This is a genomic window from Paraburkholderia sp. Cpub6 (genome assembly GCF_014201065.1).
In the GTDB taxonomy this organism is placed as follows: Bacteria; Pseudomonadota; Gammaproteobacteria; order Burkholderiales; family Burkholderiaceae; genus Paraburkholderia; species Paraburkholderia tuberum.
Map to the genome: position 1 here is coordinate 255,558 of NZ_JACHDM010000005.1, position 25,060 is coordinate 280,617.

Genomic DNA, 25,060 nt, shown 5'->3' on the forward strand with positions numbered 1-25,060 from the left:
CAATGAACGACGGCCTGCAAGTGCTGTACATCGAAGACGACGAACTGGTGCGCCGCGCGAGCGTGCAGAGCCTGCAACTGGCGGGCTTCGACGTGGTCGGCCATGCGTCGGTCGAGGCCGCGGCGAAGCTGATCAGCGCGGACTTCTCCGGCGTGATCGTCAGCGATATCCGGCTGCCCGGCGCGAGCGGTCTCGACCTGCTCGCGCAGTGCCACGAGCGCGCGCCCGACGTGCCGGTGATTCTGGTCACCGGCCACGGCGATATCTCGATGGCCGTGCAGGCGATGCGCGACGGCGCCTACGACTTCATCGAAAAGCCGTTCGCGTCCGAGCGGCTGATCGAAACCGTGCGGCGCGCGCTGGAGCGCCGCAAGCTCGTGCTCGAAAACCTCGCGCTGCGCCGTGAGCTGGCCGGGCAGAACGCGGTCGCGCCGCGCATCATCGGCCGCAGTCCGGCGATCGAGCAGGTGCGGCGGCTGATCGCCAACGTTGCGCCGACCGATGCGTCCGTCCTGATCAACGGTGATACCGGCGCGGGCAAGGAGCTGATCGCGCGCAGCCTGCACGAGTTGTCGCCGCGGCGTGACAAGCCGTTCATCGCAGTGAACTGCGGCGCGCTGCCCGAGCCGATGTTCGAATCGGAGATGTTCGGCTACGAGCCGGGCGCGTTCACCGGCGCGGCCAAACGGCGGATCGGCAAGCTCGAACATGCGTCGGGCGGCACACTGTTTCTCGACGAGATCGAGAGCATGCCGCTCGCGCTGCAGGTCAAGCTGCTGCGCGTGCTGCAGGACGGCGTGCTGGAACGGCTCGGCTCGAATCAGCCGATTCGCGTCAATTGCCGCGTGGTCGCGGCTGCAAAAGGCGACATGGCCGAGCACGTCGCGGATGGCTCGTTCCGGCGCGATCTGCTGTACCGGCTCAACGTGGTGACGATCGCGCTGCCGCCTTTGAGCGAGCGTCGCGAGGACATCGTGCCGCTGTTCGAGCATTTCCTGCTGGATGCTGCCGTCCGTTATCAGCGGCCGGCGCCGATGCTCACCGATCGCCAACGAGCGAGTCTGATGCAGCGAGACTGGCCGGGCAACGTGCGCGAACTGCGTAATGCCGCCGACCGCTTCGTGCTCGGCATCGCCGACGAACCGGTGCTGTCGTTCGGCGAAGACGGCGGGGCCACCCATCCGCTGAAGGAGCGTGTCGAGCAGTTCGAGCGCGCGATGATCGCCGAGGCGTTGGAGCAGGCGGGCGGCGTGGTCGCGGTCGCGGCGGACCGGCTGCAGCTCGGCAAGGCGACGCTCTACGAGAAGATCAAGCGATATGGCCTTGCGGCCAAAGGGGAAGGGGAGCGGTGAGGAGGCGGACGCCGGCGGCGGGAGGTTGCGCCGGCGTGTGGGGATCTGCTTGCGCCGGCTTAAGCCGCGCCAGCCTTCAGCGCTTTCGCGAGCAACTGGTCGAGTTCCGCGAACTGCGGCTCGCCGACATAGCGCTTCAGGATCTTGCCGTCTTTATCGACGACGAAGGTGGTCGGCGTGAGCTGCACGTTGCCGAACCGCTTGGCGGCCGAGCCGTCGTCCATCGCGACCTTGAACGGCAGCTGGCGCGTTTGCGTGTAATTGGTCACGTACATCGGCGCGTCGTAGTTCATTGCCACCGCGACGAATTCGAGGCCCTGGCCCTTGAAGCGGTTATAGGTCTCGACCATCTGCGGCATTTCCTTCATGCAGGTGTCGCAACTCGTTGCCCAGAAGTTGACCAGATAAACCTTGCCTTTGAGGTCCGCGGTCGTGAGCTTCTGTCCCGATAGCAGCGTGAAGGTCGCATCGGGTACGCGCTGCTGGCCGGCAAACGCGAAGTAACCGGCGACGGCGAGCGCAATGGCCACGGCCACCGCAATCAGATAGCGAAGCGGGTTCGTGCGCCGGACGGCGGTCGGTGAATTGGAACTCATGGACGGAACCTCGTGAGTCGCGCGCGGCGCGGAACAATGGGGCGGTGTGGTGGCCCGCGGGCCGGTACTGAACAACTCTTCTATTCTAGCTCCAATGGGTTCGGCTGCGCCGAAATGGCGGGACGGCTGCGCTCCGGGTCGGCCCGGCAGTCGATCAGCGGATAATGGCGCTTTACGCTCCGAGAAGCCCGATCTTCCGTCCCATGCTCCGAACCGTTCTTCGCGTCTGCTCTTTAGTTGCCCGCGTTTCTTGCCGTTTTCCGTTGATCAGCCGATTGTCCGCCCGCCGTGCGGGCGTCTTCCAACCGGCGGGCCTATTTCTCCGCGCATTCACGCGATCCGGTCACGCTCGAACCGTGATCGGCGCGGCGACGGCCGCGTTGGCGCTCGGCGTCGCGCTCAGCGCCTGCTCACCGACCTTCGACTGGCGCACCGTGATGAACAACGACAAGGGCTACACGGTCGACTTCCCAGCCAAGCCGGGCAACGATCAGCGCGCGGTGCAGATCGGCGGCACACCGATGCAGATGGCAATGCAGACCGCCGAAGCGGGCAATGCGGTCTTTGCGGTCGGCACCGTGATGCTGCCCGACGACAGCGACGCGACCCAGCGTGCCGCACTCGATTTCCTGCGCGCGGGACTGGCGCGCAATGTCGGCGCGACGCCCGATGCTCACCCAGCGCAAATCCCGCTGGCGGCGGGCGGCAAGATACCGGGGCTGGAAATGACGGTGAGCGGCGCGGCGGGCGCCAAACACGAGACGCGCACGGTGTATGCGCGGCTCGTCGCGCGCGGCCGGCACGTGTACCAGGCGGCGATCATCGCCGATCAACCGCTGCCGCAAGACCAGGTCGACCAGTTTTTTTCGTCGTTCCAGCTGTACTAAATGCGGTATTTTTGGCCGCTCGGGCGCACCTCAGAGTGCCGAACGCAGTGAAAGTTCCTTCGCAGGTTTGTACGCTAATTGCCGGTTTACGTTGAGATTTTTGAGTTACGCGCACAGCCTGTGGATAACTCTGTTGAGAAGTCGGCCTCAATGGCCGCAAAAGCCCATCAGGCGGGCCTTCCGGCAAAATCCACAGGCGTAGGGAATTTAAAAAAATACAATAAAATCAATGGATTGGCGAGATGCTGGTCTGCGCGCTTTTGAGTTGTATCAAAATCTAACAGGATCGCGCGTGTGTGAATAAGTCAAGTCTTGACAGTCGTTTTTTCTCCTCATAACGAGCCAAAAGCGCGGCGGTATTGGATTGCCTCGGCGACCTGCGCGGCGCTCGGCATCGCCGCGCCAGCCAGGTCCGCGACGGTGCGCGCGACCTTCAACACCCGGTAGTACGCCCGCGCCGACCAGCCAAAGCGCTCGCCGGCTTCGCGCAGCAGCGCCTCGCCCGCTGCGTCCGGGCGGCATACATCGTCGACTTCGCGTCCGTCCAGCTCGCGGTTGGTCTTGCCTTGCCGGGCCAGTTGCCGCTCGCGCGCAGCGCTCACGCGCTGTGCGATCGCCACGCTTGCTTCGCCGGTGGTGGCGGCGCGTGCCGCGAGTTCGGTGGCGGTCAGTGCTGGAATTTCGAGCTGGATGTCGATGCGGTCGAGCAGCGGTCCCGACAATTTACGCAAATAGCGCGCCGCAACTTCAGGCGTACAGCGGCAGCGCCCGCCCGGATCGCCGCGCCAGCCGCACGGGCACGGGTTCATTGCGGCGATCAGTTGGCAGGCGGCGGGGAAATCCGCTTGCCAGGCGGCGCGCGAGATCGTGATGCGGCCAGCTTCGAGCGGCTCGCGCAGCGTTTCGAGCACCACGCGATCGAATTCGGGAAGCTCGTCCAGAAAGAGCACGCCCAGATGCGCGAGCGTGATCTCGCCAGGCTGCGGCGGATTGCGTCCGCCGACCAGCGCCGCCGCGCTCGACGAATGGTGCGGCGCGCGAAATGGCCGCTGGCGCCACTGCGACGGCTTGAAGCCGATGCGGCTCGCGGACAGTAGCGCGGCGGAGGCGAGCGCTTCGTCGTCGGTCATGGGCGGCAGCAAACTGGGCAGGCGTGCCGCGAGCATCGACTTGCCGGCGCCGGGCGGTCCGATCAGCAGCACGTGATGGCCGCCGGCCGCCGCGACTTCGAGGGCGCGCCGAGCGGCGCGCTGACCAATCACGTCGGCCATGTCCGGCGCCGGGGCGGCGGCGTGCTCATTGTGCTCGGGCGCGGCGACCGGACTAAGACGCGCGTCCGGCGAGCCTGCGAGATGCGCGCATAGCGACGGCAGATCGGCGGCGCCGAACACGTCGACGCCGGGCACGAGCGCCGCTTCCGCCGCGCTCGCGGCCGGCAGGTAAAGCTGTGGGGTATGGAAGGCCGGTGCGGCTAGTTGATCGAGGAGGGCGGGCACCGCAGAACGCGCTTCAGATGAAGCGTCGGCGTTGCCGGCGTTCGCCAGAGCGCCGCGCGCGGTGCCGCAGGCCATCGCGAACGCGCCGCGCATCGGCCGCAGCGCGCCGGTCAGCGACAGCTCGCCGGCAAACTCGCGATGGAGCAGCGATTCGGCGGGAATCTGCCCGCTTGCGGCGAGGATGCCGAGCGCGATCGGCAGATCGAAACGACCGGATTCTTTCGGTAGATCGGCCGGCGCGAGGTTGACGGTGATGCGGCGGACTGGAAAATCGAAACCGCAGTTCTGCAGCGCCGCGCGCACGCGTTCACGGCTCTCGCGCACTTCCAGGTCGGGCAGGCCGACGATCGAAAAGGACGGCAGTCCATTGGCGAGGTGAACCTCGACGGTCACTTCGGGCGCACGGCCAGCGGCCGGCGCGCGGCTGCGCACCACGGCAAGCGACATATTCTCTCCCGTCGGACGGCGCGCTCACATCGCGCGCAAATCCCCTAAAACGCTGATGACGTCACGGCCCGCTTGCCTGTGATGTGCGGCACTGCGCAGCGCGAAGGCTGCGAGCAGCGCTTACGGCGTCTGCGTGAGCGGCAATTTCTGTTCGAGCTCGGCGACGCGGCGTTCGAGTTCTTCGAGGCGCGCGCGCGTACGCACGAGCACCTGGGTCTGCGTATCGAATTCCTCGCGCGTGACCAGATCGAGCTTCGAGAAGCCCTGCGACAGCATTGCCTTGACGTTGCGTTCGACATCCTTGGCCGGCGAATTCTTGAACAGATCGCTGACGCGGGCCTGGAAGTCGTTAAAAACGTCGTTCGGTTGTTTCATCGTGTTCCCCTTGGTGCACAAAAAATGTGCATGTTTCATTGCGCCCGTGCCCCGTTACGGCGAACGGGCGATCCTGGTGCGCGCGACGTATTGGTTGCTGCGGCCGCGTGAGCGTGTTTGGTGCGCGCCCTCGCGTTCAGAACGTTCGAACACTCTAGCAACGATCCCCCCGCCGCGCCACCGCCCGCCGCGCCGCTGGCCGTTCGGACAAGGCCGCTCGGGCGCGCTGCGCCACGCGCGCGAGGCGCGCTCCGACACAACATGGCATAGGAGTTGCTGTTACTGCCCCGCGCGCGCACTGCCAGGGCGCTTTTCCCGGTAGCGCAGGAGACCGCCGTCACGGGTACGCTACGGGGCACAACGGATCAGCAATAACTAGCGAGGATTTCATGAAACTCATTACCGCAATCATCAAGCCGTTCAAGCTGGATGAAGCGCGCGAAGCCCTGTCGGCGATCGGCGTGTCGGGCATCACGGTGACTGAAGTCAAAGGCTTCGGACGGCAGAAGGGCCACACCGAGCTGTATCGGGGCGCCGAATACGTCGTCGACTTTCTGCCGAAGGTGAAGATCGAAGCGGCGGTATCGGACGACATCGTCGATCAGGCGATCGAGGCGCTCGAGCGCGCCGCGCGTACCGGCAAGATCGGCGACGGCAAGATCTTCGTCACGCCGATCGAGCAGGTGGTTCGAATCCGCACCGGCGAGACCGGCGCGGACGCACTGTAAAAGACCAGAACATAGCGACACGGATAGCGACAAGAGGAAAACCAAGATGCGCAAACTAATGATGTCCCTGCTGATGGCCGGCTCGCTGCTCGCGGGCGGTGTCGGCACCGCCCTCGCGGACGATGCGTCCGCTCCCGCAGCCGCCTCCGCTCCCGATACGACGGCGAGCGCGCCCGCACCGGACGCCTCCGCCGCAGCTGCTGCCCCGGCGGCCTCGGCTCCCGCCGCCGATGCGTCCGCCGCGCCGGCCACCCCGACCGCGCCGTTCTCGGTCGATTCATCGAAGATCAACTCCGGCGACACCGCGTGGATGCTGACCTCCACCGCGCTGGTGCTGTTCATGACGATCCCGGGTCTCGCGCTGTTCTACGGCGGCATGGTCCGCAAGAAGAACGTGCTCGCGACGCTGATGCAAAGCTTCGCGATCACCTGTGTCGTGACGATCGTCTGGACCGTGGTGGGCTACAGCCTCGCGTTCACGCCGGGCGGCTCGTTCATCGGCGGCTTCTCGCGTGTGTTCATGACGGGCATGAACTACATCAAGGGCGACAAGGCCACGACGCTGACCGTCAGCCACCTCGCGCCGACGATCCCGGAGACGGTCTACTTCGTCTACCAGATGACCTTCGCGATCATCACGCCGGCGCTGATCACCGGTGCCTTCGCGGACCGCATGAAGTTCTCGGCGATGCTGGTGTTCATGACGCTGTGGTCGATCATCGTCTACTCGCCGATCGCACACATGGTGTGGGAGCCGAGCGGCTGGCTGGCTAGCGCGGGCATCCTCGACTTCGCGGGCGGCACGGTGGTGCACATCAACGCCGGTATCGCGGGTCTGGTCTGCTGTCTGGTGCTCGGCAAGCGCGTCGGCTATGGCAAGGAAGCGATGGCGCCGCACAACCTGACGCTCACGCTGATCGGTGGCGCGATGCTGTGGGTCGGCTGGTTCGGCTTCAACGCGGGTTCGGCCGTGGCAGCGGATGGCCGTGCCGGCTTCGCGATGTTCGCGACGCAGGTGGCGACCGCCGCGGCGGCGCTCGCGTGGATGTTCGCCGAATGGGCAGCCAAGGGCAAGCCGTCGGTGCTCGGTATCGTGTCGGGCGCGGTCGCGGGTCTGGTGGCGATTACGCCGGCGTCGGGCTTCGTCGGCACGCTCGGCGCGCTCGTGATCGGTATCGTCGCGGGTGTGGTCTGCTTCTGGGCGGCCACGTGGCTCAAGCACAAGTTCGGGTACGACGATTCGCTCGACGCGTTCGGCGTGCACTGCATCGGCGGGATCATCGGTGCGCTGCTGACCGGCGTGTTCGCGGTCAAGGACATCGGCGGCGCGGACGGCAGCGTGATCCTGCAGGCGAAGGGCGTGCTGACAACGCTGATCTACAGCGGCGTGGTGAGCTTCGTGCTGCTGAAGATCATCGACCTGGTGATGGGCATCCGCGTGACCGAAGAGCAGGAGCGCGAAGGCCTCGACGTGAGCCTGCACGGCGAGAAAGTCGAATAACGGAGAACCTGTCCCGGTTCGGCCCGGGCTCCCGGGCCCGTCAGTAAGAAAAAATGGTTAAGCAAGCGCAGCAATTTCGCCCGCCTTCATGGCGGGCTTTTTTCTTGCTGATCGGGTTGCGAACGGCGATTTTCCGCGCCTATCATCGAGATAGGGAGAATGCATTCGAGTCTGCTTGCGAATGGAGAAACCGTCCCCAAATGGACAAAGCATTTGCTCTACAATCTTTTTTCTCCAGTCTGCGAGTGATCAATGGTTCCGCACCTAGTTACGGCGTTAAACGGCCCGCTGCTCGACCTCGAGCGGAAGATCCTCGACGCCACGCCCGCTATCGAACGCTGGTTCCGGCTCGAATGGCAGGAGCACACGCCACCGTTCTACTGTTCCGTCGATCTGCGTAACGCGGGCTTCAAGCTCGCGCCGGTCGACACCAATCTGTTTCCCGGCGCGTTCAACAATCTGCCGCAGGAAGTGCTGCCGCTCGCGGTGCAGGCCGCGATGGCCTCGATCGAAAAGATCTGCCCGGACGCGAAGAATCTGCTCGTCATTCCCGAGCGTCACACCCGCAACGCGTTCTACCTCGAAAACGTCGCCCGGCTTGCGTCGATCATGCGCCAGGCGGGTCTGAACGTACGCTTCGGCACGCTCGACGAAACCATCAACGGCCCGGTCACGATCGCGCTGTCGGACGGCCAGAAGCTGGTGCTCGAACCGCTCGAGCGCTCGCCGCGGCGCCTTGGTCTGAAGAACTTCGACCCGTGCTCGATCCTGCTGAACAACGATCTGTCCGGCGGTATTCCGCCCGTGCTCGAAAACCTGCACGAGCAGTACCTGCTGCCGCCGCTGCATGCGGGCTGGGCGGTGCGTCGCAAGTCGACGCATTTCTCGTGCTATGACGACGTCGCGAAGAAGTTCGCGAAGATGGTCGAGATCGATCCGTGGATGATCAATCCGTATTTCGCGCACGTCGAGGGCGTCGACTTCCAGCAGCGCACCGGCGAGGAAGCCCTTGCCGATGCGATCGACGGCGTGCTGAAGAAGATCGCGCGCAAGTATCGCGAGTACGGCATCTCCGAAAAACCGTATGTCGTGATCAAGTCCGATGCGGGCACCTACGGCATGGGCGTGATGACCGTGCACGACGCGTCGGAAGTCGCCGCGCTGACGAAGCGCGAACGCACGCGCATGGCCGCGACCAAAGACGGCCTCGAAGTGCACGACGTGATCGTGCAGGAAGGCGTCTACACGTTCGAGCGCATCGGCGAGGAAGTCGCCGAGCCGGTCGTCTACATGATCGACCGCTATGTGGTGGGCGGCTTCTATCGCGTGCACGGCAGCCGCGAGCGCGACCAGAACCTGAACGCGCCGGGCATGCACTTCGTGCCGCTCGGCTTCGAACACACGGCGCTGCCCGATGCGCACGCGAAGCCCGGCGCGGCGCCGCCGAACCGCTTCTATATGTATGGCGTGGTGGCGCGGCTCGGGTTGCTGGCCGCATCGGTCGAACTCGAAAAGACCGATCCTGAAGCGATCCAGGTCTAAGCCACCTCGCGCGGCAGGATGGCGGCATGCGTGCCGCCATCGCCGTCTTCAAAGACTATATTGACGAACAATGTCACGCCCCTCAGGGCGCACCGGGACTTTCATGGACATTCTTTTCATCGCCGATCCGCTCAGCCATTTCAAGATCTACAAAGACACGACCTACGCGATGATGGCCGAAGCGGCGCGGCGCGGTCACACGGTGTACACCTGCGAGCCGAAGCATCTGGCGTGGACGGGCGGCGATGTCGAGGCGAACGTGCAGCGCATTGCGATCGTCGGCGATACCACGGATCTGCATCGTGATGTCTGGTTTGCCGCCGATGCCGCCAAGCCGCGCGCGCTCGCGAGCTTCGGCGCGGTCGTGATGCGTAAGGACCCGCCGTTCGACATGGAATACGTGACGTCGACCTGGCTGCTCGAACTGGCCGAGCGTGGCGGCGCGCGCATCTTCAACAAACCGCAGGCGATCCGCGATCATTCGGAGAAGCTCGCAATCGGCGAGTTCGCGCAGTTCGTCGCGCCGACGCTGGTCACTCGCGACCCGGCGCGTCTGCGCGCGTTCCACGAACAGCACGGCGACGTGATCCTGAAGCCGCTCGACGGCATGGGCGGCATGGGCGTATTCCGCGTGAAGGCGGACGGCATGAACCTCGGCTCGATCGTCGAAATGCTGAGCCACGACGGCGCGCGCTCGGTGATGGCGCAGAAATTCATCCCCGAGATCAAGGAAGGTGACAAGCGCATCCTGCTGATCGGCGGCGAAGCGGTGCCGTACTCGCTCGCGCGCATTCCTCAGGGTAATGAGGTGCGCGGCAATCTGGCGGCCGGCGGACTGGGCGTCGCGCGGCCGCTCAGCGAGCAGGATCGCAAGATCGCCGATACGCTCGCGCCGGTGCTGGCGGCGCGCGGCCTGCTGCTGGTCGGACTCGATGCGATCGGCGACTGGCTCACCGAAGTCAACGTCACGAGCCCGACGTGTTTCCGCGAGATCATGGACCAGACCGGCTTCGACGTCGCCGCGATGTTCGTCGACGCGCTGGAGCGCGCGGTCGGCTGACGCGTGGCGCTCGCGTGGCGCGCCGACGCAGCGGCCTTGATTGCCCGGCTGCACCCCCAATCTGTGTAGTGAATCCGCATCAGGCGTGGCGTCGGAATTGGCGCGAAAATGAGGCTGCTACAATGCCCGCTCGCCCGACGATGCATTCCCGCCCTCGCGACCCACGGCCGGTCCGGGGCGATGGCGAACCGGGCTCGAGTCCCGGTCCACGGTTTGGGGCCGTTCTTTTGCAGTAAGGCTGATATGGCAGGCATTCTGATCATTGCGCACGCTCCATTCGCCACCGCGTTGCGCGATTGCATTTCCCACATCTATGGCGGATTGCCGGCGCGTATCGGCGTGATCGACGTGTCGCCGGATTGCGATCCTGCGCAGGTCGTCGCGTTCGCGAATTCGGAAGTCGTGCGGCTGAAGGAAGAGAACGGCGCGCTCGTGCTGACCGACATGTTCGGCGCGACGCCGGCCAACATCGCGGGCCGGCTCGCCACCGTGCCGGACGTGCGTGTGCTGTGCGGCGTCAATCTGCCGATGCTGGTGCGCGCGGTCTGCTATCGCGCGACGCCGCTCGACACGCTCGTCGACAAGGCGCTCGCCGGCGCGACCAAGGGCGTGCACGCGATCGGACCGGCAATGCCGACACCGGTCACGCCGCCAGTGTGCGCTGCCGAGTGCCTGCCGGCGCTGCCGCCTGACGCGGCGGCCGCCGACTGTGTCCCCGCTTTGCCGGCCGATGCCGATCTGACGCAAAAGACGGACGCGCCCGGCCTGTAAGCCGGGCTGGTTCGCAGGCAAGCTTCGACGGATTCAAGCGGTTTCACAACGGTGCCGATCGCATTGAAGCCGCTTTGCAGTAACACTTTTCACCATTTCATTCACCCGCGCTTCGGACCATCACATGCTGCAACAGGAAACGACAATTGTGAACAAGCTGGGGCTGCACGCGCGCGCGTCGGCCAAGTTGACGCAACTCGCGGGCAACTACCAGGCGGAAATCTGGATGAGCCGCAATGGCCGTCGTATCAACGCGAAGAGCATCATGGGCGTGATGATGCTGGCCGCGGGCATCGGCAGTACCGTGCTGATCGAAACGGAAGGCACCGACGAACAGGACGCAATGGACGCGCTCTTGAAACTGATCGCCGATAAATTTGGCGAAGGTCAATAAAGCCGCGCGCTTTGCGTTCGACAAACCCGAAAATGCCGCGGCTCAGTCCGCGGTTTTTTTTCGCCGCCGACATCTGAATATCAGAAGAGGCGCGCCGTTAATCGACACTAAAGGGATCTAGATGCGGCGCGAAAGCCATCGGGAAGAGCGCGCAAGACGACATGCGTTTTCAATGTTTAAACCATATGTTTTGCGCGACGTGTATAAAGCGAAGCTTCGCCGGGTACGAGGGCACCTCATTGCGATAATCCGTGCTGCGCTGCACACACCGCTGACACACTTCAAAAAGGCGCGGAATTTATAATGCCCAGTACAGTCTGAGAGCATTGCAGCGGTTTGCCGCGGCATTACACAACTAGAGGAGGTGCGCGTGTCATTCACGCTGCATGGAATTCCCGTGTCACGCGGTATCGCCATCGGGCGGGCCTATCTGATCGCCCCGGCAGCACTCGACGTAGACCACTATCTGATCGAACCGCCCCAGATCGAAGGGGAGGTCGGGCGTTTTCGCGCGGCTCAGCAACGCGTGCATGAAGAACTCAACGTATTGCGCGCCGATCTTGCCGCGGATGCCCCGAGCGAAATGGGCGCGTTCATCGACGTTCACACGATGATCCTGAACGACGTCATGCTCGTTCAGGAAACCATCGACCTGATCCGCACGCGCCGCTACAACGTGGAATGGGCGCTGACCGAACAGCTCGAAAGACTGTCGCGCCATTTCGACACTATCGAAGACGAATACCTGCGCGAGCGCAAGGCCGATATCGAGCAGGTCGTCGAGCGCGTGCTGAAGGCGCTCGCGGGCGCGCCGGGCATCGTCGGCAACGTGCATGGCGCGTGCGACGAGATGATCGTGGTCGCGCACGACATCGCGCCGGCCGACATGATGCAGTTCAAGACGCAGACGTTCCAGGGCTTCGTTACTGATCTCGGCGGGCGCACGTCGCACACCGCGATCGTCGCGCGCAGCCTCGGCATTCCGGCCGCGGTCGGCGTGCAGCATGCGAGCGCGCTGATCCGCCAGGACGATCTGATCATCGTCGATGGCGACCACGGCATCGTGATCGTCGATCCCGCGCCGATCGTGCTCGAGGAATACTCGTACCGGCAAAGCGAGAAGGAGCTCGAGCAGCGCAAGCTGCAACGGCTCAAGTTCTCGCCGACGCAAACGCTGTGCGGCACGCGCATCGAACTGTGCGCGAACATCGAGTTGCCGGACGACGCGCGCGCGGCGGTCGAATCGGGCGCGACCGGCGTGGGTCTGTTCCGCACCGAGTTTCTGTTCATGAATCACAAGCACCGGATGCCCGAAGAGGAGGCGCAGTTCAGCGCGTATCGTCGCGCGGTCGAACTGATGAACGGCTTGCCGGTCACGATCCGCACGATCGACGTCGGCGCCGACAAGCCGCTCGATTCGATGGGCGGCGACGGCTACGAGACCGCCGCGAATCCGGCGCTCGGTTTGCGCGCGATTCGCTGGAGCCTGTCCGAGCCGCAGATGTTCCTCACGCAGTTGCGTGCGATCCTGCGCGCGTCGGCGTTCGGCAGGGTGAAGATCCTGATCCCGATGCTCGCGCACGCGCAGGAAATTGACCAGACGCTCGATCTGATCCGCGAAGCGAAGCGTCAACTCGACGACGCGGGTATCGCTTACGATCCGAACGTGCAGGTGGGCGCGATGATCGAGATCCCGGCCGCCGCGATCGCGTTGCCGCTGTTTCTGAAGCGGCTCGATTTCCTGTCGATCGGCACCAACGATCTGATTCAGTACACGCTCGCGATCGATCGCGCGGACAACGCGGTCGCGCATCTGTACGACCCGCTGCATCCGGCCGTGCTGCATCTGATCGCGTTCACGCTGCGCGAGGCGAAGCGCGCGGGCGTGCCCGTGTCGGTGTGCGGTGAGATGGCGGGCGATCCGGCGTTGACTCGTCTGCTGCTCGGCATGGGTCTGACCGAGTTTTCGATGCATCCGAGTCAACTGCTCGAGGTCAAGCAGGAGGTGCTGCGCTCGCATCTGAAGACGCTCGAAAAGCCCGTTGCCGATGTGCTGGCTTCGTTCGAGCCGGAGGAGGTGCAGGCGGCGCTCAAGCGGGTCGCGCTGGTTTGAATCTGACGCGCATCGTCGTGCCTCGTTGAACGAAAAAACGCCGCACATGTGCGGCGTTCTGCTATTTCGGCGTCACGCCAACGGGCAGTGCAGAACCGCCTCAAGACCGTGCGCGTGGCCGCACACCGGACAATCCGGCTGACGTCCGATGCGCATCGTGTTCCATTCCATCCGCAGCGAATCGAGCATCGTCAGGCGGCCCACGAGCGGCGTGCCGATTGCGCCGATCAGCTTCAGCGCTTCGGCAGCCTGCATCGAACCGATGATGCCGACCGTCGGCGCGAACACGCCCATCGTCGAGCATGCGACTTCCTCGAACGGCTGGTCTTCGGGAAACACGCACGCGTAGCACGGCGACGCTTCATCGCGGAAATCGAAAGTGCTGATCTGGCCGTCGAAGCGCAGCGCCGCGCCCGACACGAGCGGCACGCGATGCTTGACGCACGCGCGGTTGATCGCGTGACGCGTCGCGAAGTTGTCGGTGCAATCGAGCACGACACTCGCGTGCGGCACCTCGCGGTCGAGCCACGCATCGTCGACGCGCTCGGCCACCGCGTTGACGACGACCTCGGGATTGATCCGCGCGAGCATGTCGCGCCCGGACTCGACCTTCCTACGTCCAACCGACGCGCTCACGTGCAGGATCTGTCGTTGTAGATTAGTCAGGTCGACGGTATCGGCATCGACGAGCGTCAGACGGCCGACGCCCGCCGCCGCGAGATACAGCGCGGCTGGTGAACCGAGCCCGCCCGCGCCGACGATGATCGCGTGGGCGTCGATAAAACGCTGCTGCGCCTCGATGCCGATCTCATCGACGAGGATGTGGCGGGAGTAGCGAAGGAGTTGATCGTCATTCATGGCGGGGCGCGTGGGATGTGTCGCTATGTCGCTGTGTCGCGCAAGGAGAGGCAGGCCGAGGGGCCGCGGCGCGCATTCGTGGCTGTTATTTTAATCGCGCGGGGAGGGTGGCGGTTGCGGCTTGCCGTGATGCGCCACCGGTTAGGCGGCGGCTTTTGCGGAAACTGTTGCGGCGTGTCTTCGCAGACTATCGTGCTGCGAAGACACGCGCGGGGTTCGCTGCCTGTCGGCCAGCTTACTTGCCAGCGGGAGCCGGTGCCGAAGCCGGCGCCGGTCCCGATGCGCCCGGCACCGGTTGCGTCGGCTTCACCGCGACCGGCGCGGAGGCCGACGTGCCCGGCTTGTTCTGCGCGAGACGGCGTTCCATCAGCGACTTCGATTCCTGAACCGGCTTGCCTTCGAGCTTGTCGACCGCCTGTTGCAGCATGAAGTCGTCGGCCGAACCGAACTCGACCGGCTTGCGTTCGCGCTCCTTCTGGCGCTGTTCCGGCGTCTTCTTGTCGTTCTGTTCTTCGAGCTGACGCAGTTGGTCCATGCGCTCCTGCTCGCGCTGCTCCGCTTCCTTCTTCTCGTTCGGGTCCTGCGTGTTCGCAAGGTGATTCGAGTAGTCGACTTCGCGGGTCACGAGCGCGTCGTCCGGATCGCCTTCCGCGTATTGGTCGACAGGAAGGTCGGGGCGGATGCCCTTGTTCTGGATCGAACGGCCGCTCGGCGTGTAGTAATACGCGGTGGTCAGGCGCAGTGCGGTGTCGGCCGTCATGGGGCGCACGGTTTGCACCGAGCCCTTGCCGAACGTGGTCTTGCCGAGAATCAGCGCGCGGTGCTGATCCTGCAGCGCGCCCGCGACGATTTCCGACGCCGACGCCGAATACGCGTTGGTCAGCACGATCATGGGCACGGTCTTGAAGATGGCCGGGACGTCCTTGAGCGGATCGCTGTCGAACGATTGCAGACGGTAGTTATCGTAGGTGTCGCGATAGATCTGCTTCGAATCCGGAATCTGGCCGTTGGTCGACACCACCACCGAATTCGGCGGCAGGAACGCGCCCGCGACGCCGACCGCGCTTTGCAGCAGACCGCCGCCGTTGTTGCGCAGGTCGAGGATGAGGCCCTTCAGGTTCGGCTCCTGGCGTGCGAGATCCTGCAGCTTGGCCGCGAGGTCGGGCGTGGTGCGTTCCTGGAAGCTCGTGATGCGCACGTACGCGAAGCCCGGCGCGACGATCTTGCCCTTCACCGACTGCACCTTGATGATCGCGCGCGTGACGGTGAGCGGGAACGTGCGGTCGTCGGTCTTGCGGAAGATGGTCAGCGTGACCTTGGTGCCCGGATCGCCGCGCATCTGCTTGACCGCCTTGTCGAGCGTCATGCCGCGCACGGGCTTGTCGTTGATGCGCGTGATCAGGTCGCCCGGACGGATGCCGGCGCGGAACGCGGGCGTGTCTTCGATTGGCGAAATTACCTTGATCAGGCCGTCTTCCGACGAAATTTCGATGCCGAGGCCCGCGAAGCGGCCCTTGGTCTGCTCCTGCAGCTCTTCATAGTCGGTCTTGTCGAGGTACGACGAGTGCGGGTCGAGGCTCGACACCATGCCCTTGATCGCGGCAGTGAGCAGCTTCTTGTCGTCGACCGGTTCGACATATTCGTGCTTGATCTGCCCGAACACTTCGGCGAAAAGCCTGAGCTGGTCTAGCGGCAGCGGGGCGACCGCGGCGCTAGCGGGTTGCTGGGCCGAGGCGGAGTATTGCAGGGTGGCAAAGACACCGGTAGCAAGGCCCGCGGCAATCAGGCCGAAATTTTTCAGGTTCTTTCGCATAGAGTCTGTTGCGGTCGGAAGCGCGTGGCAGCGTCGATAAAGATTGGACGGACAAGTATAACTGCACACCCGCCTGCTCAGGGCGCGGCGCAGGCAATCGTGCTTCGACAGTACGGGAAGGTCCTGGTTCTTGCGACCCGAGCCGCGGACGGCGAGCCGTACGACATGGCACTCGGCGGGTCGGAACTGAGAGTTGCCGCGCAAGGCCAGCGGATGCGCTCGCCGCTACGGTGAACCCTGCAGCGGGCCTCTGAATCTGACCGCCGGGCGCAATACAGAATTTCTTGTCGGCCCGGTTGTCTGCGTGCGGCCCCGCGCGTTTTCGTGGCGTGGGCCACGCCCGGAAATGCCGGATCAGCCCGCCTTGCCCTGGCTCGCGACCGCGGCTTGCGCCTTGGCGATCGCGTCCTGGTCGCCGAGATAGTAGTGCTTGATCGGCTTCAGGTTCTCGTCGAGTTCATAGACGAGCGGCACGCCGTTCGGGATGTTGAGGCCGACGATGTCGCTGTCCGAGATGTTGTCGAGATACTTGACCAGCGCGCGGATCGAGTTGCCGTGCGCGGCGATCAGGATGCTGCGCCCCGACTTGATGGCCGGCGCAATCGACTCGTTCCACAGCGGCAACACGCGCGCGACCGTGTCTTTCAGGCACTCGGTCAGCGGCAGTTGCTCGCGCGGCACCTTGGCGTAGCGCGGATCGGTGTACGGCGCGCGCTCGTCGGTGGGATCGAGCGCGGGCGGCGGCGTGTCGTAGCTGCGGCGCCAGACCAGCACCTGCTCGTCGCCGAACTTCGCGGCGGTTTCGGCCTTGTTCAGACCCGACAGCGCGCCGTAGTGGCGTTCGTTCAGGCGCCACGAATGCACGACGGGCAGGTACATCAGATCCATCTGGTCCTGCACATGCCACAGCGTGCGGATCGCGCGCTTGAGCACCGACGTGTAGGCGATGTCGAACGTATAGCCCGATTCCTTGAGCAGCCCGCCCGCCTGCTGCGCCTCGAGGTTGCCCTGCTCGGTGAGGTCGACGTCGACCCAGCCGGTGAAGCGGTTTTCCTTGTTCCAAGTCGATTCGCCGTGGCGGATGAGAACGAGTTTGTACATGAGAGTTGCCGGTCGGTAGTGAGGAAGCGGTCTCGCTCTGTGCGGCGCCTCGGGCGGCGCATCGCCATCGCGTCGAACGGTTATTTTATAATGCTCGGGTTGACCTTTTCGATTTCTCTCTTTCCGGCGGATCTTCCGTGAAGTTTTTCACCGAATACACAAACCTTGTCCTGATCGCAATCGTCCTTATCTCTGGTGGGTTGCTGCTGTGGCCGACCATCAGTCGGCGTGGACGTGGCGGCCTGTCGGCCGCTGAAGCCACCCAACTGATCAACCGGCGCAACGCGGCGGTCATCGATCTGCGGCCGTCCGCCGATTACGCCAAGGGGCACCTGCCCTCGGCACGGCATTTCGAATTCGCAGAGTTGCAGGCGAAAGTCACGCAACTCGCGAAGAACAAGAGCAACCCGGTGCTGCTGGTGTGCCAGACCGGCCAGCAGTCGAACAAGGCCGCGCGTATCGTGCAGGAAGCGGGATACGCGGAAGTCCATGTTCTCGAGGGCGGCGTCGATGCCTGGCAGAAAGCCGGTATGCCGGTTGTGAAACAAGGAGCAGCCAAGTGAACAAAGTGATCATGTACAGCACCCAGGTGTGCCCGTATTGCCAGATGGCCGAACGTCTTTTAAAGTCGCGCGGCGTCGAGCACGTTGAGAAAGTACTGATCGACAAGGACCCGGGCCGTCGTGAGGAAATGATGACCCGGACCGGTCGTCGTACGGTGCCGCAGGTGTTCATCGGCGAGACGCATGTGGGCGGCTATGATGACCTTTCCGCGCTCGATCGCGCGGGCGGTCTGACGCCGCTGCTCGAAGCAGCCTGAGTTCGCGCGTTTCGCGCCGCGCGAGCGGGCGGACCACTCGATAAGCCGGCGCACGCGCTCCTCGTGGAGCCGGCAAGCCGGCGCAATAATCTGGCGGCCCATGCGTGCATCGGCCGCCGCCACGCACACCTATCAGGAATCACCATCATGTCCGACGAGAATAACCAGCCGTTCTTCAACATCCAGCGCATCTATCTGAAGGACATGTCGCTCGAGCAGCCGAATTCGCCGGGTATCTTCCTCGAGCAGGAAATGCCGTCGGTCGAAGTCGAAGTCGACGTGAAGGCCGAGCGCCTCGCCGAATCCGTGTTCGAAATTCTCGTGACGGGCACGGTCACGGCCAAGGTGTCGGACAAGGTCGCGTTCCTGATCGAAGCGAAACAGGCCGGCATTTTTGACATTCGCAACATTCCTGCCGAGCAAATCGATCCGCTCGTCGGCATTGCCTGCCCGACCATCCTGTTCCCGTACCTGCGCTCGAACATCGCCGATGCGATCACCCGCGCCGGCTTCCCGCCGATCCACCTCGCCGAGATCAACTTCCAGGCGCTGTACGAGCAGCGTCTCGCCCAGATGAGCGTGGCCCAGCAGGACGGCGCGGCGCAAAAAGGCGTCACGCATTAAGGCGCCGCGCGCAGTGCCGGCTATGAAAGTCGCCGTTCTCGGCGCTGGCGCCTGGGGCACCGCCCTCGCCGGCCATCTAGCCTTAAGGCACCACACGGTGTTGTGGGCGCGCGAGTCCGCGCTCATCGCCGAGCTTTCCGCTTCGCATGAAAACGCCCGCTATCTTGCGGGCGTCGCGTTGCCGCCCGCGCTTCGCTTTGAAGCGGATCTCGGAGCGGCGCTCGATCACGCGCTCGACGACGATGCGCTGTGCGTGGTCGCGACGCCCGTGGCTGGCCTGCGCGGCCTGTTGCGCGCGATGCGCGATGCGGGCAAGGTGCCCGCGCATATCGTGTGGCTGTGCAAGGGGTTCGAAGCGGATTCGCAGTTGTTGCCGCATCAGGCGGTCGCGGCGGAATTGCCCGAGCATGCGAGCAACGGCGTGTTGTCCGGACCGAGCTTCGCTCGCGAAGTCGGGCAGGGGCTGCCGGTTGCGTTGACGATCGCGAGCCCGTCGGCGGCGTGCCGCGAACGCACGGTCGCGGCATTCCATCACGGCGCGATGCGCATCTATACCGGCGACGACGTCGTCGGCGTCGAAGTGGGCGGCGCGGTGAAAAACGTGCTCGCCATCGCCACGGGCATCGCCGATGGCCTCGGCCTCGGCCTCAATGCACGCGCGGCGCTGATCACCCGCGGCCTCGCCGAAATGTCGCGCCTTGGCGTGACGCTCGGTGGGCGCGCGGAAACCTTTACCGGGTTGACCGGCCTCGGTGATCTGATTCTGACTGCCACCGGCGATCTGTCGCGCAACCGCACCGTGGGCCTGCAACTCGCCACGGGCCGCACGCTCGACGACATCCTCGGCGGTCTCGGTCACGTGGCCGAAGGCGTGCGCTGCGCGCGGGCGGTACTCTCGATCGCACGTGCTCATGCAATCGAAATGCCGATCACGCAGGCGGTCTGCGCGGTGCTGTTCGACGGCGTGGCGCCGCGCGATGCGGTTAGCGCGCTCCTGCGCCGCGATTCGAAGGCGGAATAAAGCCTTTTCTATCAGCCGTTTAGCGCAAATTCGCGTTGAACGGCTGCCTCGCCCGGTTGTCCACTTCGTTAGCGAGACTCGGGTCAGCGAGGTTCCCATGCCCACCTTCAATCTCAGGCTTGGCGCGTGCACGCTCGAAGCGCGCGTGGTCGATATCACGACGCTCGCCGTCGATGCGATCGTCAATGCCGCGAATACTTCGCTGCTCGGTGGCGGCGGTGTGGATGGCGCGATTCATCGCGCGGCCGGCAAGGAGTTGCTGCGCGAATGCGAAACGCTCGGCGGCTGCGCGACCGGCGACGCCAAAATCACCGCCGGCTATCGTCTGCCCGCGAAGCATGTTATTCACGCGGTCGGTCCAGTGTGGCGTGGCGGCGCGCATGGCGAGGCCGACCTGCTCGCATCGTGCTATCAGCGCTCACTCGAAGTCGCGCGCGAAACTCAGTGCACGAGCATCGCGTTTCCAGCGATCAGCTGCGGTATCTACCGTTTCCCCGCCGACGTTGCGGTCAGCATCGCGGTCGCGACCGTACTCGACACGTTGCCGCGCACACCACACATGAAGCACGTGACGTTCGCGTGCTTCGACGACGCGATGTTCGCACGCTACGAGGCCGAGTTCGAACGCCGTCAGGCGCCGCCTTCGAAGCCGGCCTGACGCCACGCTTCGAACACCACGATCGCCACCGTATTCGACAGATTCAGACTGCGATTGCCGGGACGCATCGGCAGACGCACGCGCTGTTCGTTCGCAAAGCGCTCGAGCACCGTGCCGGGCAGGCCGCGCGTTTCGGCGCCGAACACGAACCAGTCGCCCGGTTGAAACGCGTGGTCGTGAAAGCGCCCCGAGCCGCGCGTCGTGAATGCGAACATGCGCGACGCGTCGGGCGTTTCTTTCGCGATGAACGCGTCCCAACCGGCATGCACGTTCATTTCCGCGTACTCGTGATAGTCGAGGCCGGCGCGCCGCATCTTGGTGTCGTCGAGAGGGAAGCCGAGCGGCTCGATCAGGTGCAGCCGGGCGCCGGTGTTCGCGCACAGGCGAATCACGTTGCCGGTGTTGGGCGGAATTTCGGGTTCTACGAGAACGACGTTGAACATAAGAAGACCACGTAAAAGCTAGTTTTTCGGAGTGCGCAGCGCGACGAAGTTCGTAACCCGCCGCGCGCCGGCGGCCTTCAGCGTATGCGCGAGCGCTTCGAGCGTCGCGCCGCTCGTCATGACATCGTCGACGATGCCGACGTGCAGGCCGCGCACTGGGCGCGCGACGCGAAACGCTCGGCCGACGTTCTGCCGGCGCGCATCGAGATCGAGGCGCGATTGCGGCGCGGTGTCGAGCGTTCGTTCGAGCAGCGTGGGGTCGCCGCGCACGCCGAGCGCCCGGGCGAGCGGCCGCGCGATCTGCCAGGCCTGGTTGTAGCCGCGCTCGACCAGACGGCGACCGGCGAGCGGCACTGGCGCGATCACGTCGGGCCGCTCGGCCGCGTCGTGCCAATTGGCTTCAGCGAGCCGCGCGAGGCGTTGCGCGAAGTCTCGCGCGAGCATCAGCCGGGCGCGGAACTTCAGGCCGACCGCGAGCGTATCGAGCGGCGCGCGATAGTCGGCGAGCGCGAAGCTCACGTCGAACGGCGGCGGCTCGGCCACGCAATCCGCGCAGCGATACCGCGCCTGAGCGACCCAGCGTGACGCCGGCAACGGCACCGCGCAAACGGTGCAGCGCAGCCGGCTCTCGTTCCAGTAGGCCGCGTCGCAACCGTCGCACAACGTCTTATGCGACAAATTGCCGCACAACGCGCACAGGTTCGGCAGCGCGGCGTTCAAGGCCCGCGGCCATGCCGAACGCAGATCGCGCGCAAAACGCGCCACCTGATTTCGACACGACGAAGAAAATGACTGGAATCGCACGAGTGAGCGCCGGTGAAAGCCGTTCTCGCTGAATGGAGGGGAACGACCGAGTATACTTCGAGCTCACGCCAGCACGACACACATGTCTCCAACATCCGCTCAATCTGGCCGTCCGGCCTACGATTCACGGCGCCTCAGGCGTATTTTCGACCGTCGCGCTGCCACCTTCGACGAGGTTGCGTTCCTGCCGCGAGAGATTGCGCAGCGCATGCGCGAGCGTCTCGATTACATCAAGGTGGCGCCCTCGAGCGTGCTCGACGCCGGTTGCGGCGCGGGCGAAGACCTCCCCGCATTGCGCGAACGCTTTCCCGAGGCGCCGGTGTTCGGCGCTGATCTGTCGCACGGCATGCTCCGCCGCGCGCTGCGTCACGATGCCGGCGACACCAGTTGGCGGCGCTTTCTTCCCGCCTCGCTCGGCAAGGCGCTCGGCGCGCGTGGCCCGCGCTTCGCGCAAACCGATTTCTCCGCGCTGCCGTTCACGTCCGGCGCATTCGAATTCATCTGGTCCAACCTCGCGCTGCACTGGCACTCGCGGCCCGATCTGGTCTTTCCCGAATGGCAGCGCGTGCTGAAGGTCAACGGCCTGCTAATGTTCAGCACGCTCGGCCCCGATACGCTGAAGGAGTTGCGCGGTGCCTACGCCGAGATCGAGGCCGCGCACGGCGTCGCGTCTCGCAAGCATGTGATCGACTTCGTCGACATGCACGACCTCGGCGACATGCTCGTCGAGGCCGGCTTCGAGATTCCGGTGATGGACCAGGAGACGCTGACGATCACCTATAAGTCGCCCGAGTCGCTGCTCGCGGACGTGCGTCGCTGGGGCGCGTACCCGTTCGAGCGCGATGCGCATGACGGCGTGCTCACGCGTCGGTTGCACAAAGCCCTGCTCGCCGCGCTCGAAGCGCGCCGGCGCGCCGACGGCACGATCGCGCTGACCTTCGAGGTGATCTACGGCCACGCATGGAAAGCCGTGCCGCGCACCACGGCGGAAGGACATGGCATCGTGCGGCTCGAGGACATCGGACGAGGTCCGGGCAAGCGTGGATAGCAGATTGCGGTGCTGTCATCAACTGCTTGCCGACGGTGCGGTTGACGTGTTGCAAAAGCGGTAAAGAGGACATCCGTTATGCCTGGGATTTGCCCTTCAAAAGAGCCGCAAAATGCTGGGCAAAATGGCGCGAAGGCTTGTCGCGCCTGGCTTGCGGGCCGATCGGGGCTTGCTTGTCGATGCTATGGATCGCGCCTATAATGCGTCAGTTTGTCACCCGAGGTTCCCACATTTGGGGTGGCAAGCCCGAGGCGCGGGGCTGCAAAATGAAGTGATGCGGTAGGGGTTGGCGCGCTCGCGAGTGATGCTGGAAACAGTGACTCGAACGGCGGCCGCGAGATGCATCCGGAAGTAAAAGAAGGCAGGCCGGACGCGACGATTCGCAGGAGGCAGCGATGGGCGCATCAGATCATCTGCTGGCGGATTCAGAACCGGTCCTCAGGGACTGGACCATGAAGCGCAACTGTTCGATATCGCCGCGGCAGTTCGTCTGTCTGTACGTGTCGCTTGCGTTGTTTTCGTTGGCAATTGCATTCATGCTGGTTCTGGTCGGCGCCTGGCTGGTGTTGCCGTTCACCGGAATCGAATTGCTGGCCGTAGGTATCGCGTTTGCAATATATGCGCGTCATGCTGTCGATTACGAGCGCATCCGGTTGTTTCCGAACCGGCTCGTGATCGAGCAGGTCAGCGCCGAGCAGATTACGCAGTTCGAATTCAATCCGCGCTGGGTGCGGATAGAGCCGGGCGCAACGCCGCGCGATCAGATCAAGCTGGTCTCGCGCGGGCAGACGATCATGATCGGGCAACACCTCGCGCAGAATCGGCGCGCGCAGTTCGCAGGCGAACTACGTATGTGGCTGGCACGTTGTTAGATGGTGCCGGACGCGCGGCGTTCAAGGGGGCGCGACACGCTGCCAGCGGGGTCGAGGGGTTTGAATGGAAAATTTGGGTAAGGAAGCTATGAAAACAATCAAGCGAGCGCTCATGAGCGTGCTGGCGACGAGCGGACTGCTTTTCGCCGGTGCCGCCCTGGCAGTGGGCGATGCTCCGGGCGGCCCTGCCGTCAACGCGATCAATCTCCAGCCGCCTGCAACGAGAATCGCTGAGGAGCTGTTCAGCCTCCACATGTTCATGCTGGGACTTTGCACCGTGATCTTCATCGGTGTGTTCGGCGTGATGTTCTATTCGATCTTCGCGCACCGCAAATCGAAAGGCCACAACGCAGCCAATTTCCACGAAAGCACCACCGTCGAAATCATCTGGACGATCGTGCCGTTCGTCATCGTCGTGCTGATGGCGCTGCCCGCCACCAAGACCGTCGTCGCGATGAAGGACACCTCGAACGCCGACCTCACGATCAAGGTCACCGGCTACCAGTGGAAGTGGGGCTACGACTACGTGAAGGGTCCGGGCGAGGGCATCGGGTTCCTGTCCACGCTCGCCACGCCGCGCGCGCAAACCGATGGCCGCGAGCCGATCTCCACGCTGTATCTGCAGGAAGTCGACAACCCGCTCGTGGTGCCGGTCGACAAGAAAATCCGCATCATCACCACCGCGAACGACGTGGTCCACTCCTGGTACGTGCCGGCCTTCGGCGTCAAGCAGGACGCGATTCCCGGCTTCGTGCGCGACACGTGGTTCAAGGCCAACCGCACCGGCACGTTCCGCGGCTTCTGTACCGAACTGTGCGGCAAGGAACACGCGTTCATGCCGGTCGTCGTCGAGGTGCTGTCTGCCGACGACTACGCGAAGTGGGTCGACGAGCAGAAGAAGAAAATGGCCGCCGGCCAGGACGATCCGAACAAGACCTACACGATGGCCGAGCTGATGGAACGCGGCGGCAAGGTCTACGCGTCGAACTGCGCGGTCTGCCACCAGCCGACCGGCAAGGGCGCGGGCGCATTCCCGGCGCTCGACGGCAGCAAGATCGCCAACGGTCCGATCGGGCAGCACGTGAGTCTCGTGTTGAAGGGCAAGAACGCGATGCCTTCGTGGGCGCCGACGCTGAACGACGTCGAAATCGCCTCGGTGATCACGTACGAACGTAACTCGTGGGGCAACCACACGGGCGACATCCTGCAGCCGAAGCAGGTCGCCGACGCGCGCAACGGCAAGCTGCCGGAAGGCGGCGATCATCTGGCCAACGCCGGTGCTGCCGCGAGCGGCGCCGTTGCGGCATCGGGCGCGGAAGCAGCGTCGGGCGCAAAAGCGGCGTCCGCACCGGCCGCATCGGGCAACGAGGCTGGCGCGGCTGCTTCGAACAACGCAGAGGCCGCGCTGCCGGCGAGCATCTACTTCGAGTCCGGCAAGAGCACGCTGCCGGCCGACGCGAAAGCGGCGGTCGACGCAGCCGCGGCCTACGCGAAGGCGCATCCGGACGCGAAATTCACGCTGTCGGGCTTCACCGACGCAACCGGCTCCGCCGACGTCAACGCGAAGCTCGCGAAGAGTCGTGCCGAAGCCGTTCGCGACGCGCTGAAAGCAGCCGGCATTGCCGACGATCATATTATTTTGAAGAAGCCGGAAACGATCACCGGCGGCACCGACGCGAAGGAAGCCCGGCGCGTTCAGATCAGCCCGGCAGCCTGACGTGTTCATGGTCAGCACC

25 protein-coding genes are annotated in these 25,060 nt (G+C 64.6%); 17 read left to right on the plus strand and 8 right to left on the minus strand.

Annotation, left to right across the window (positions count from 1 at the left end; all coding sequences use genetic code 11):
• The first annotated feature begins 2 nt into the window (after positions 1-2).
• The gene (locus tag HDG33_RS12195; RefSeq protein ID WP_018419283.1) at positions 3-1,352 is read left to right on the plus strand and encodes a sigma-54 dependent transcriptional regulator; all 1,350 of its coding nucleotides are present in this window, start codon (positions 3-5) and stop codon (positions 1,350-1,352) included.
• Positions 1,353-1,411: 59 nt separating this feature from the next.
• Here HDG33_RS12195 and HDG33_RS12200 read toward each other — a convergent pair whose 3' ends face one another.
• Positions 1,412-1,948, minus strand: a complete 537-nt coding sequence (locus HDG33_RS12200) for a TlpA disulfide reductase family protein (RefSeq protein ID WP_184026536.1) — start codon at positions 1,946-1,948, stop codon at positions 1,412-1,414.
• Positions 1,949-2,151: 203 nt separating this feature from the next.
• Between HDG33_RS12200 and HDG33_RS12205 the strand changes: the two genes are divergently transcribed.
• Positions 2,152-2,835: a hypothetical protein gene (locus HDG33_RS12205; RefSeq protein WP_184026540.1), complete on the plus strand. Its 684-nt coding sequence runs from the start codon at positions 2,152-2,154 to the stop codon at positions 2,833-2,835.
• Between the two features lie 332 nt (positions 2,836-3,167).
• Here the strand turns inward: HDG33_RS12205 and HDG33_RS12210 are convergent, their stop codons facing one another.
• Together HDG33_RS12210 and HDG33_RS12215 are read right to left on the minus strand one after the other, a co-directional pair.
• Positions 3,168-4,778 carry a YifB family Mg chelatase-like AAA ATPase gene (locus HDG33_RS12210; protein ID WP_184026543.1) on the minus strand — a complete coding sequence of 537 codons (1,611 nt, stop codon included), beginning with the start codon at positions 4,776-4,778 and terminating at the stop codon, positions 3,168-3,170.
• Positions 4,779-4,898: 120 nt separating this feature from the next.
• Positions 4,899-5,153, minus strand: a complete 255-nt coding sequence (locus tag HDG33_RS12215) for an accessory factor UbiK family protein (RefSeq protein WP_026228952.1) — start codon at positions 5,151-5,153, stop codon at positions 4,899-4,901.
• A gap of 389 nt (positions 5,154-5,542) precedes the next feature.
• Between HDG33_RS12215 and HDG33_RS12220 the strand changes: the two genes are divergently transcribed.
• The 7 genes from HDG33_RS12220 (at position 5,543) to ptsP (ending at position 13,262) form a co-directional block, all read left to right on the plus strand.
• Positions 5,543-5,881, plus strand: coding sequence for a P-II family nitrogen regulator (locus HDG33_RS12220; RefSeq protein ID WP_013088261.1), 339 nt, complete (start codon positions 5,543-5,545; stop codon positions 5,879-5,881).
• Between the two features lie 46 nt (positions 5,882-5,927).
• Positions 5,928-7,382 carry an ammonium transporter gene (locus HDG33_RS12225; RefSeq protein WP_184026546.1) on the plus strand — a complete coding sequence of 485 codons (1,455 nt, stop codon included), beginning with the start codon at positions 5,928-5,930 and terminating at the stop codon, positions 7,380-7,382.
• 252 nt (positions 7,383-7,634) lie between these two features.
• A complete protein-coding gene (gene gshA / locus HDG33_RS12230) occupies positions 7,635-8,924 on the plus strand; it encodes a glutamate--cysteine ligase (RefSeq protein WP_184026549.1) in 1,290 nt (429 codons plus the stop codon).
• 103 nt (positions 8,925-9,027) lie between these two features.
• A complete protein-coding gene (gshB, locus tag HDG33_RS12235; protein ID WP_184026552.1) occupies positions 9,028-9,984 on the plus strand; it encodes a glutathione synthase in 957 nt (318 codons plus the stop codon).
• Between the two features lie 243 nt (positions 9,985-10,227).
• Entirely contained in the window at positions 10,228-10,755 is a 528-nt protein-coding gene (locus HDG33_RS12240; protein WP_184026555.1) for a PTS sugar transporter subunit IIA, read from the plus strand.
• 124 nt (positions 10,756-10,879) lie between these two features.
• Complete coding sequence (locus HDG33_RS12245) at positions 10,880-11,149, plus strand: HPr family phosphocarrier protein (protein ID WP_018419292.1); 270 nt, start codon at positions 10,880-10,882, stop codon at positions 11,147-11,149.
• Positions 11,150-11,519: 370 nt separating this feature from the next.
• Entirely contained in the window at positions 11,520-13,262 is a 1,743-nt protein-coding gene (gene ptsP / locus HDG33_RS12250) for a phosphoenolpyruvate--protein phosphotransferase (RefSeq protein WP_090805570.1), read from the plus strand.
• Positions 13,263-13,334: 72 nt separating this feature from the next.
• On the opposite strand, the gene HDG33_RS12255 is transcribed toward ptsP, so the two are convergent.
• From HDG33_RS12255 to gpmA, 3 genes are all read right to left on the minus strand, one after another.
• Positions 13,335-14,120, minus strand: coding sequence for a molybdopterin-synthase adenylyltransferase MoeB (locus HDG33_RS12255; protein WP_184026558.1), 786 nt, complete (start codon positions 14,118-14,120; stop codon positions 13,335-13,337).
• 235 nt (positions 14,121-14,355) lie between these two features.
• On the minus strand, positions 14,356-15,933 hold the full coding sequence (locus HDG33_RS12260; RefSeq protein WP_184026562.1) for a S41 family peptidase: 1,578 nt from the start codon (positions 15,931-15,933) through the stop codon (positions 14,356-14,358).
• 354 nt (positions 15,934-16,287) lie between these two features.
• Positions 16,288-17,034 (minus strand): 2,3-diphosphoglycerate-dependent phosphoglycerate mutase, encoded by a 747-nt coding sequence (gpmA, locus tag HDG33_RS12265; RefSeq protein WP_184026565.1) that lies wholly within the window; start codon positions 17,032-17,034, stop codon positions 16,288-16,290.
• A gap of 137 nt (positions 17,035-17,171) precedes the next feature.
• Here gpmA and HDG33_RS12270 point away from each other — a divergent pair, with 137 nt between their 5' ends.
• The 5 genes from HDG33_RS12270 (at position 17,172) to HDG33_RS12290 (ending at position 20,157) form a co-directional block, all read left to right on the plus strand.
• Positions 17,172-17,597, plus strand: a complete 426-nt coding sequence (locus HDG33_RS12270) for a rhodanese-like domain-containing protein (protein ID WP_013088271.1) — start codon at positions 17,172-17,174, stop codon at positions 17,595-17,597.
• Positions 17,594-17,854, plus strand: a complete 261-nt coding sequence (gene grxC / locus HDG33_RS12275) for a glutaredoxin 3 (RefSeq protein WP_090802871.1) — start codon at positions 17,594-17,596, stop codon at positions 17,852-17,854. The genes HDG33_RS12270 and grxC overlap by 4 nt, the downstream gene beginning before the upstream one ends.
• 147 nt (positions 17,855-18,001) lie before the next feature.
• A complete protein-coding gene (secB, locus tag HDG33_RS12280; protein ID WP_184026568.1) occupies positions 18,002-18,478 on the plus strand; it encodes a protein-export chaperone SecB in 477 nt (158 codons plus the stop codon).
• A gap of 22 nt (positions 18,479-18,500) precedes the next feature.
• Positions 18,501-19,499, plus strand: a complete 999-nt coding sequence (locus tag HDG33_RS12285; protein ID WP_184026571.1) for an NAD(P)H-dependent glycerol-3-phosphate dehydrogenase — start codon at positions 18,501-18,503, stop codon at positions 19,497-19,499.
• A 97-nt stretch (positions 19,500-19,596) separates the two neighbouring features.
• Positions 19,597-20,157 carry an O-acetyl-ADP-ribose deacetylase gene (locus HDG33_RS12290; RefSeq protein ID WP_184026573.1) on the plus strand — a complete coding sequence of 187 codons (561 nt, stop codon included), beginning with the start codon at positions 19,597-19,599 and terminating at the stop codon, positions 20,155-20,157.
• Here HDG33_RS12290 and trmL read toward each other — a convergent pair.
• Positions 20,130-20,600: a tRNA (uridine(34)/cytosine(34)/5-carboxymethylaminomethyluridine(34)-2'-O)-methyltransferase TrmL gene (trmL, locus tag HDG33_RS12295; protein WP_184026590.1), complete on the minus strand. Its 471-nt coding sequence runs from the start codon at positions 20,598-20,600 to the stop codon at positions 20,130-20,132. The genes HDG33_RS12290 and trmL overlap by 28 nt on opposite strands.
• An 18-nt stretch (positions 20,601-20,618) precedes the next feature.
• The gene (locus HDG33_RS12300; protein ID WP_409259003.1) at positions 20,619-21,365 is read right to left on the minus strand and encodes a phosphoribosyltransferase family protein; all 747 of its coding nucleotides are present in this window, start codon (positions 21,363-21,365) and stop codon (positions 20,619-20,621) included.
• A 121-nt stretch (positions 21,366-21,486) separates the two neighbouring features.
• On the opposite strand from HDG33_RS12300, the gene HDG33_RS12305 reads away from it, so the two are divergent.
• From HDG33_RS12305 to coxB, 3 genes are all read left to right on the plus strand, one after another.
• Positions 21,487-22,452, plus strand: a complete 966-nt coding sequence (locus HDG33_RS12305) for a methyltransferase domain-containing protein (protein WP_090802880.1) — start codon at positions 21,487-21,489, stop codon at positions 22,450-22,452.
• Positions 22,453-22,847: 395 nt separating this feature from the next.
• The gene (locus HDG33_RS12310) at positions 22,848-23,324 is read left to right on the plus strand and encodes a DUF2244 domain-containing protein (RefSeq protein WP_184026596.1); all 477 of its coding nucleotides are present in this window, start codon (positions 22,848-22,850) and stop codon (positions 23,322-23,324) included.
• Between the two features lie 64 nt (positions 23,325-23,388).
• Entirely contained in the window at positions 23,389-25,041 is a 1,653-nt protein-coding gene (coxB, locus tag HDG33_RS12315; RefSeq protein WP_184026599.1) for a cytochrome c oxidase subunit II, read from the plus strand.
• The last annotated feature ends 19 nt before the right edge of the window (positions 25,042-25,060 follow it).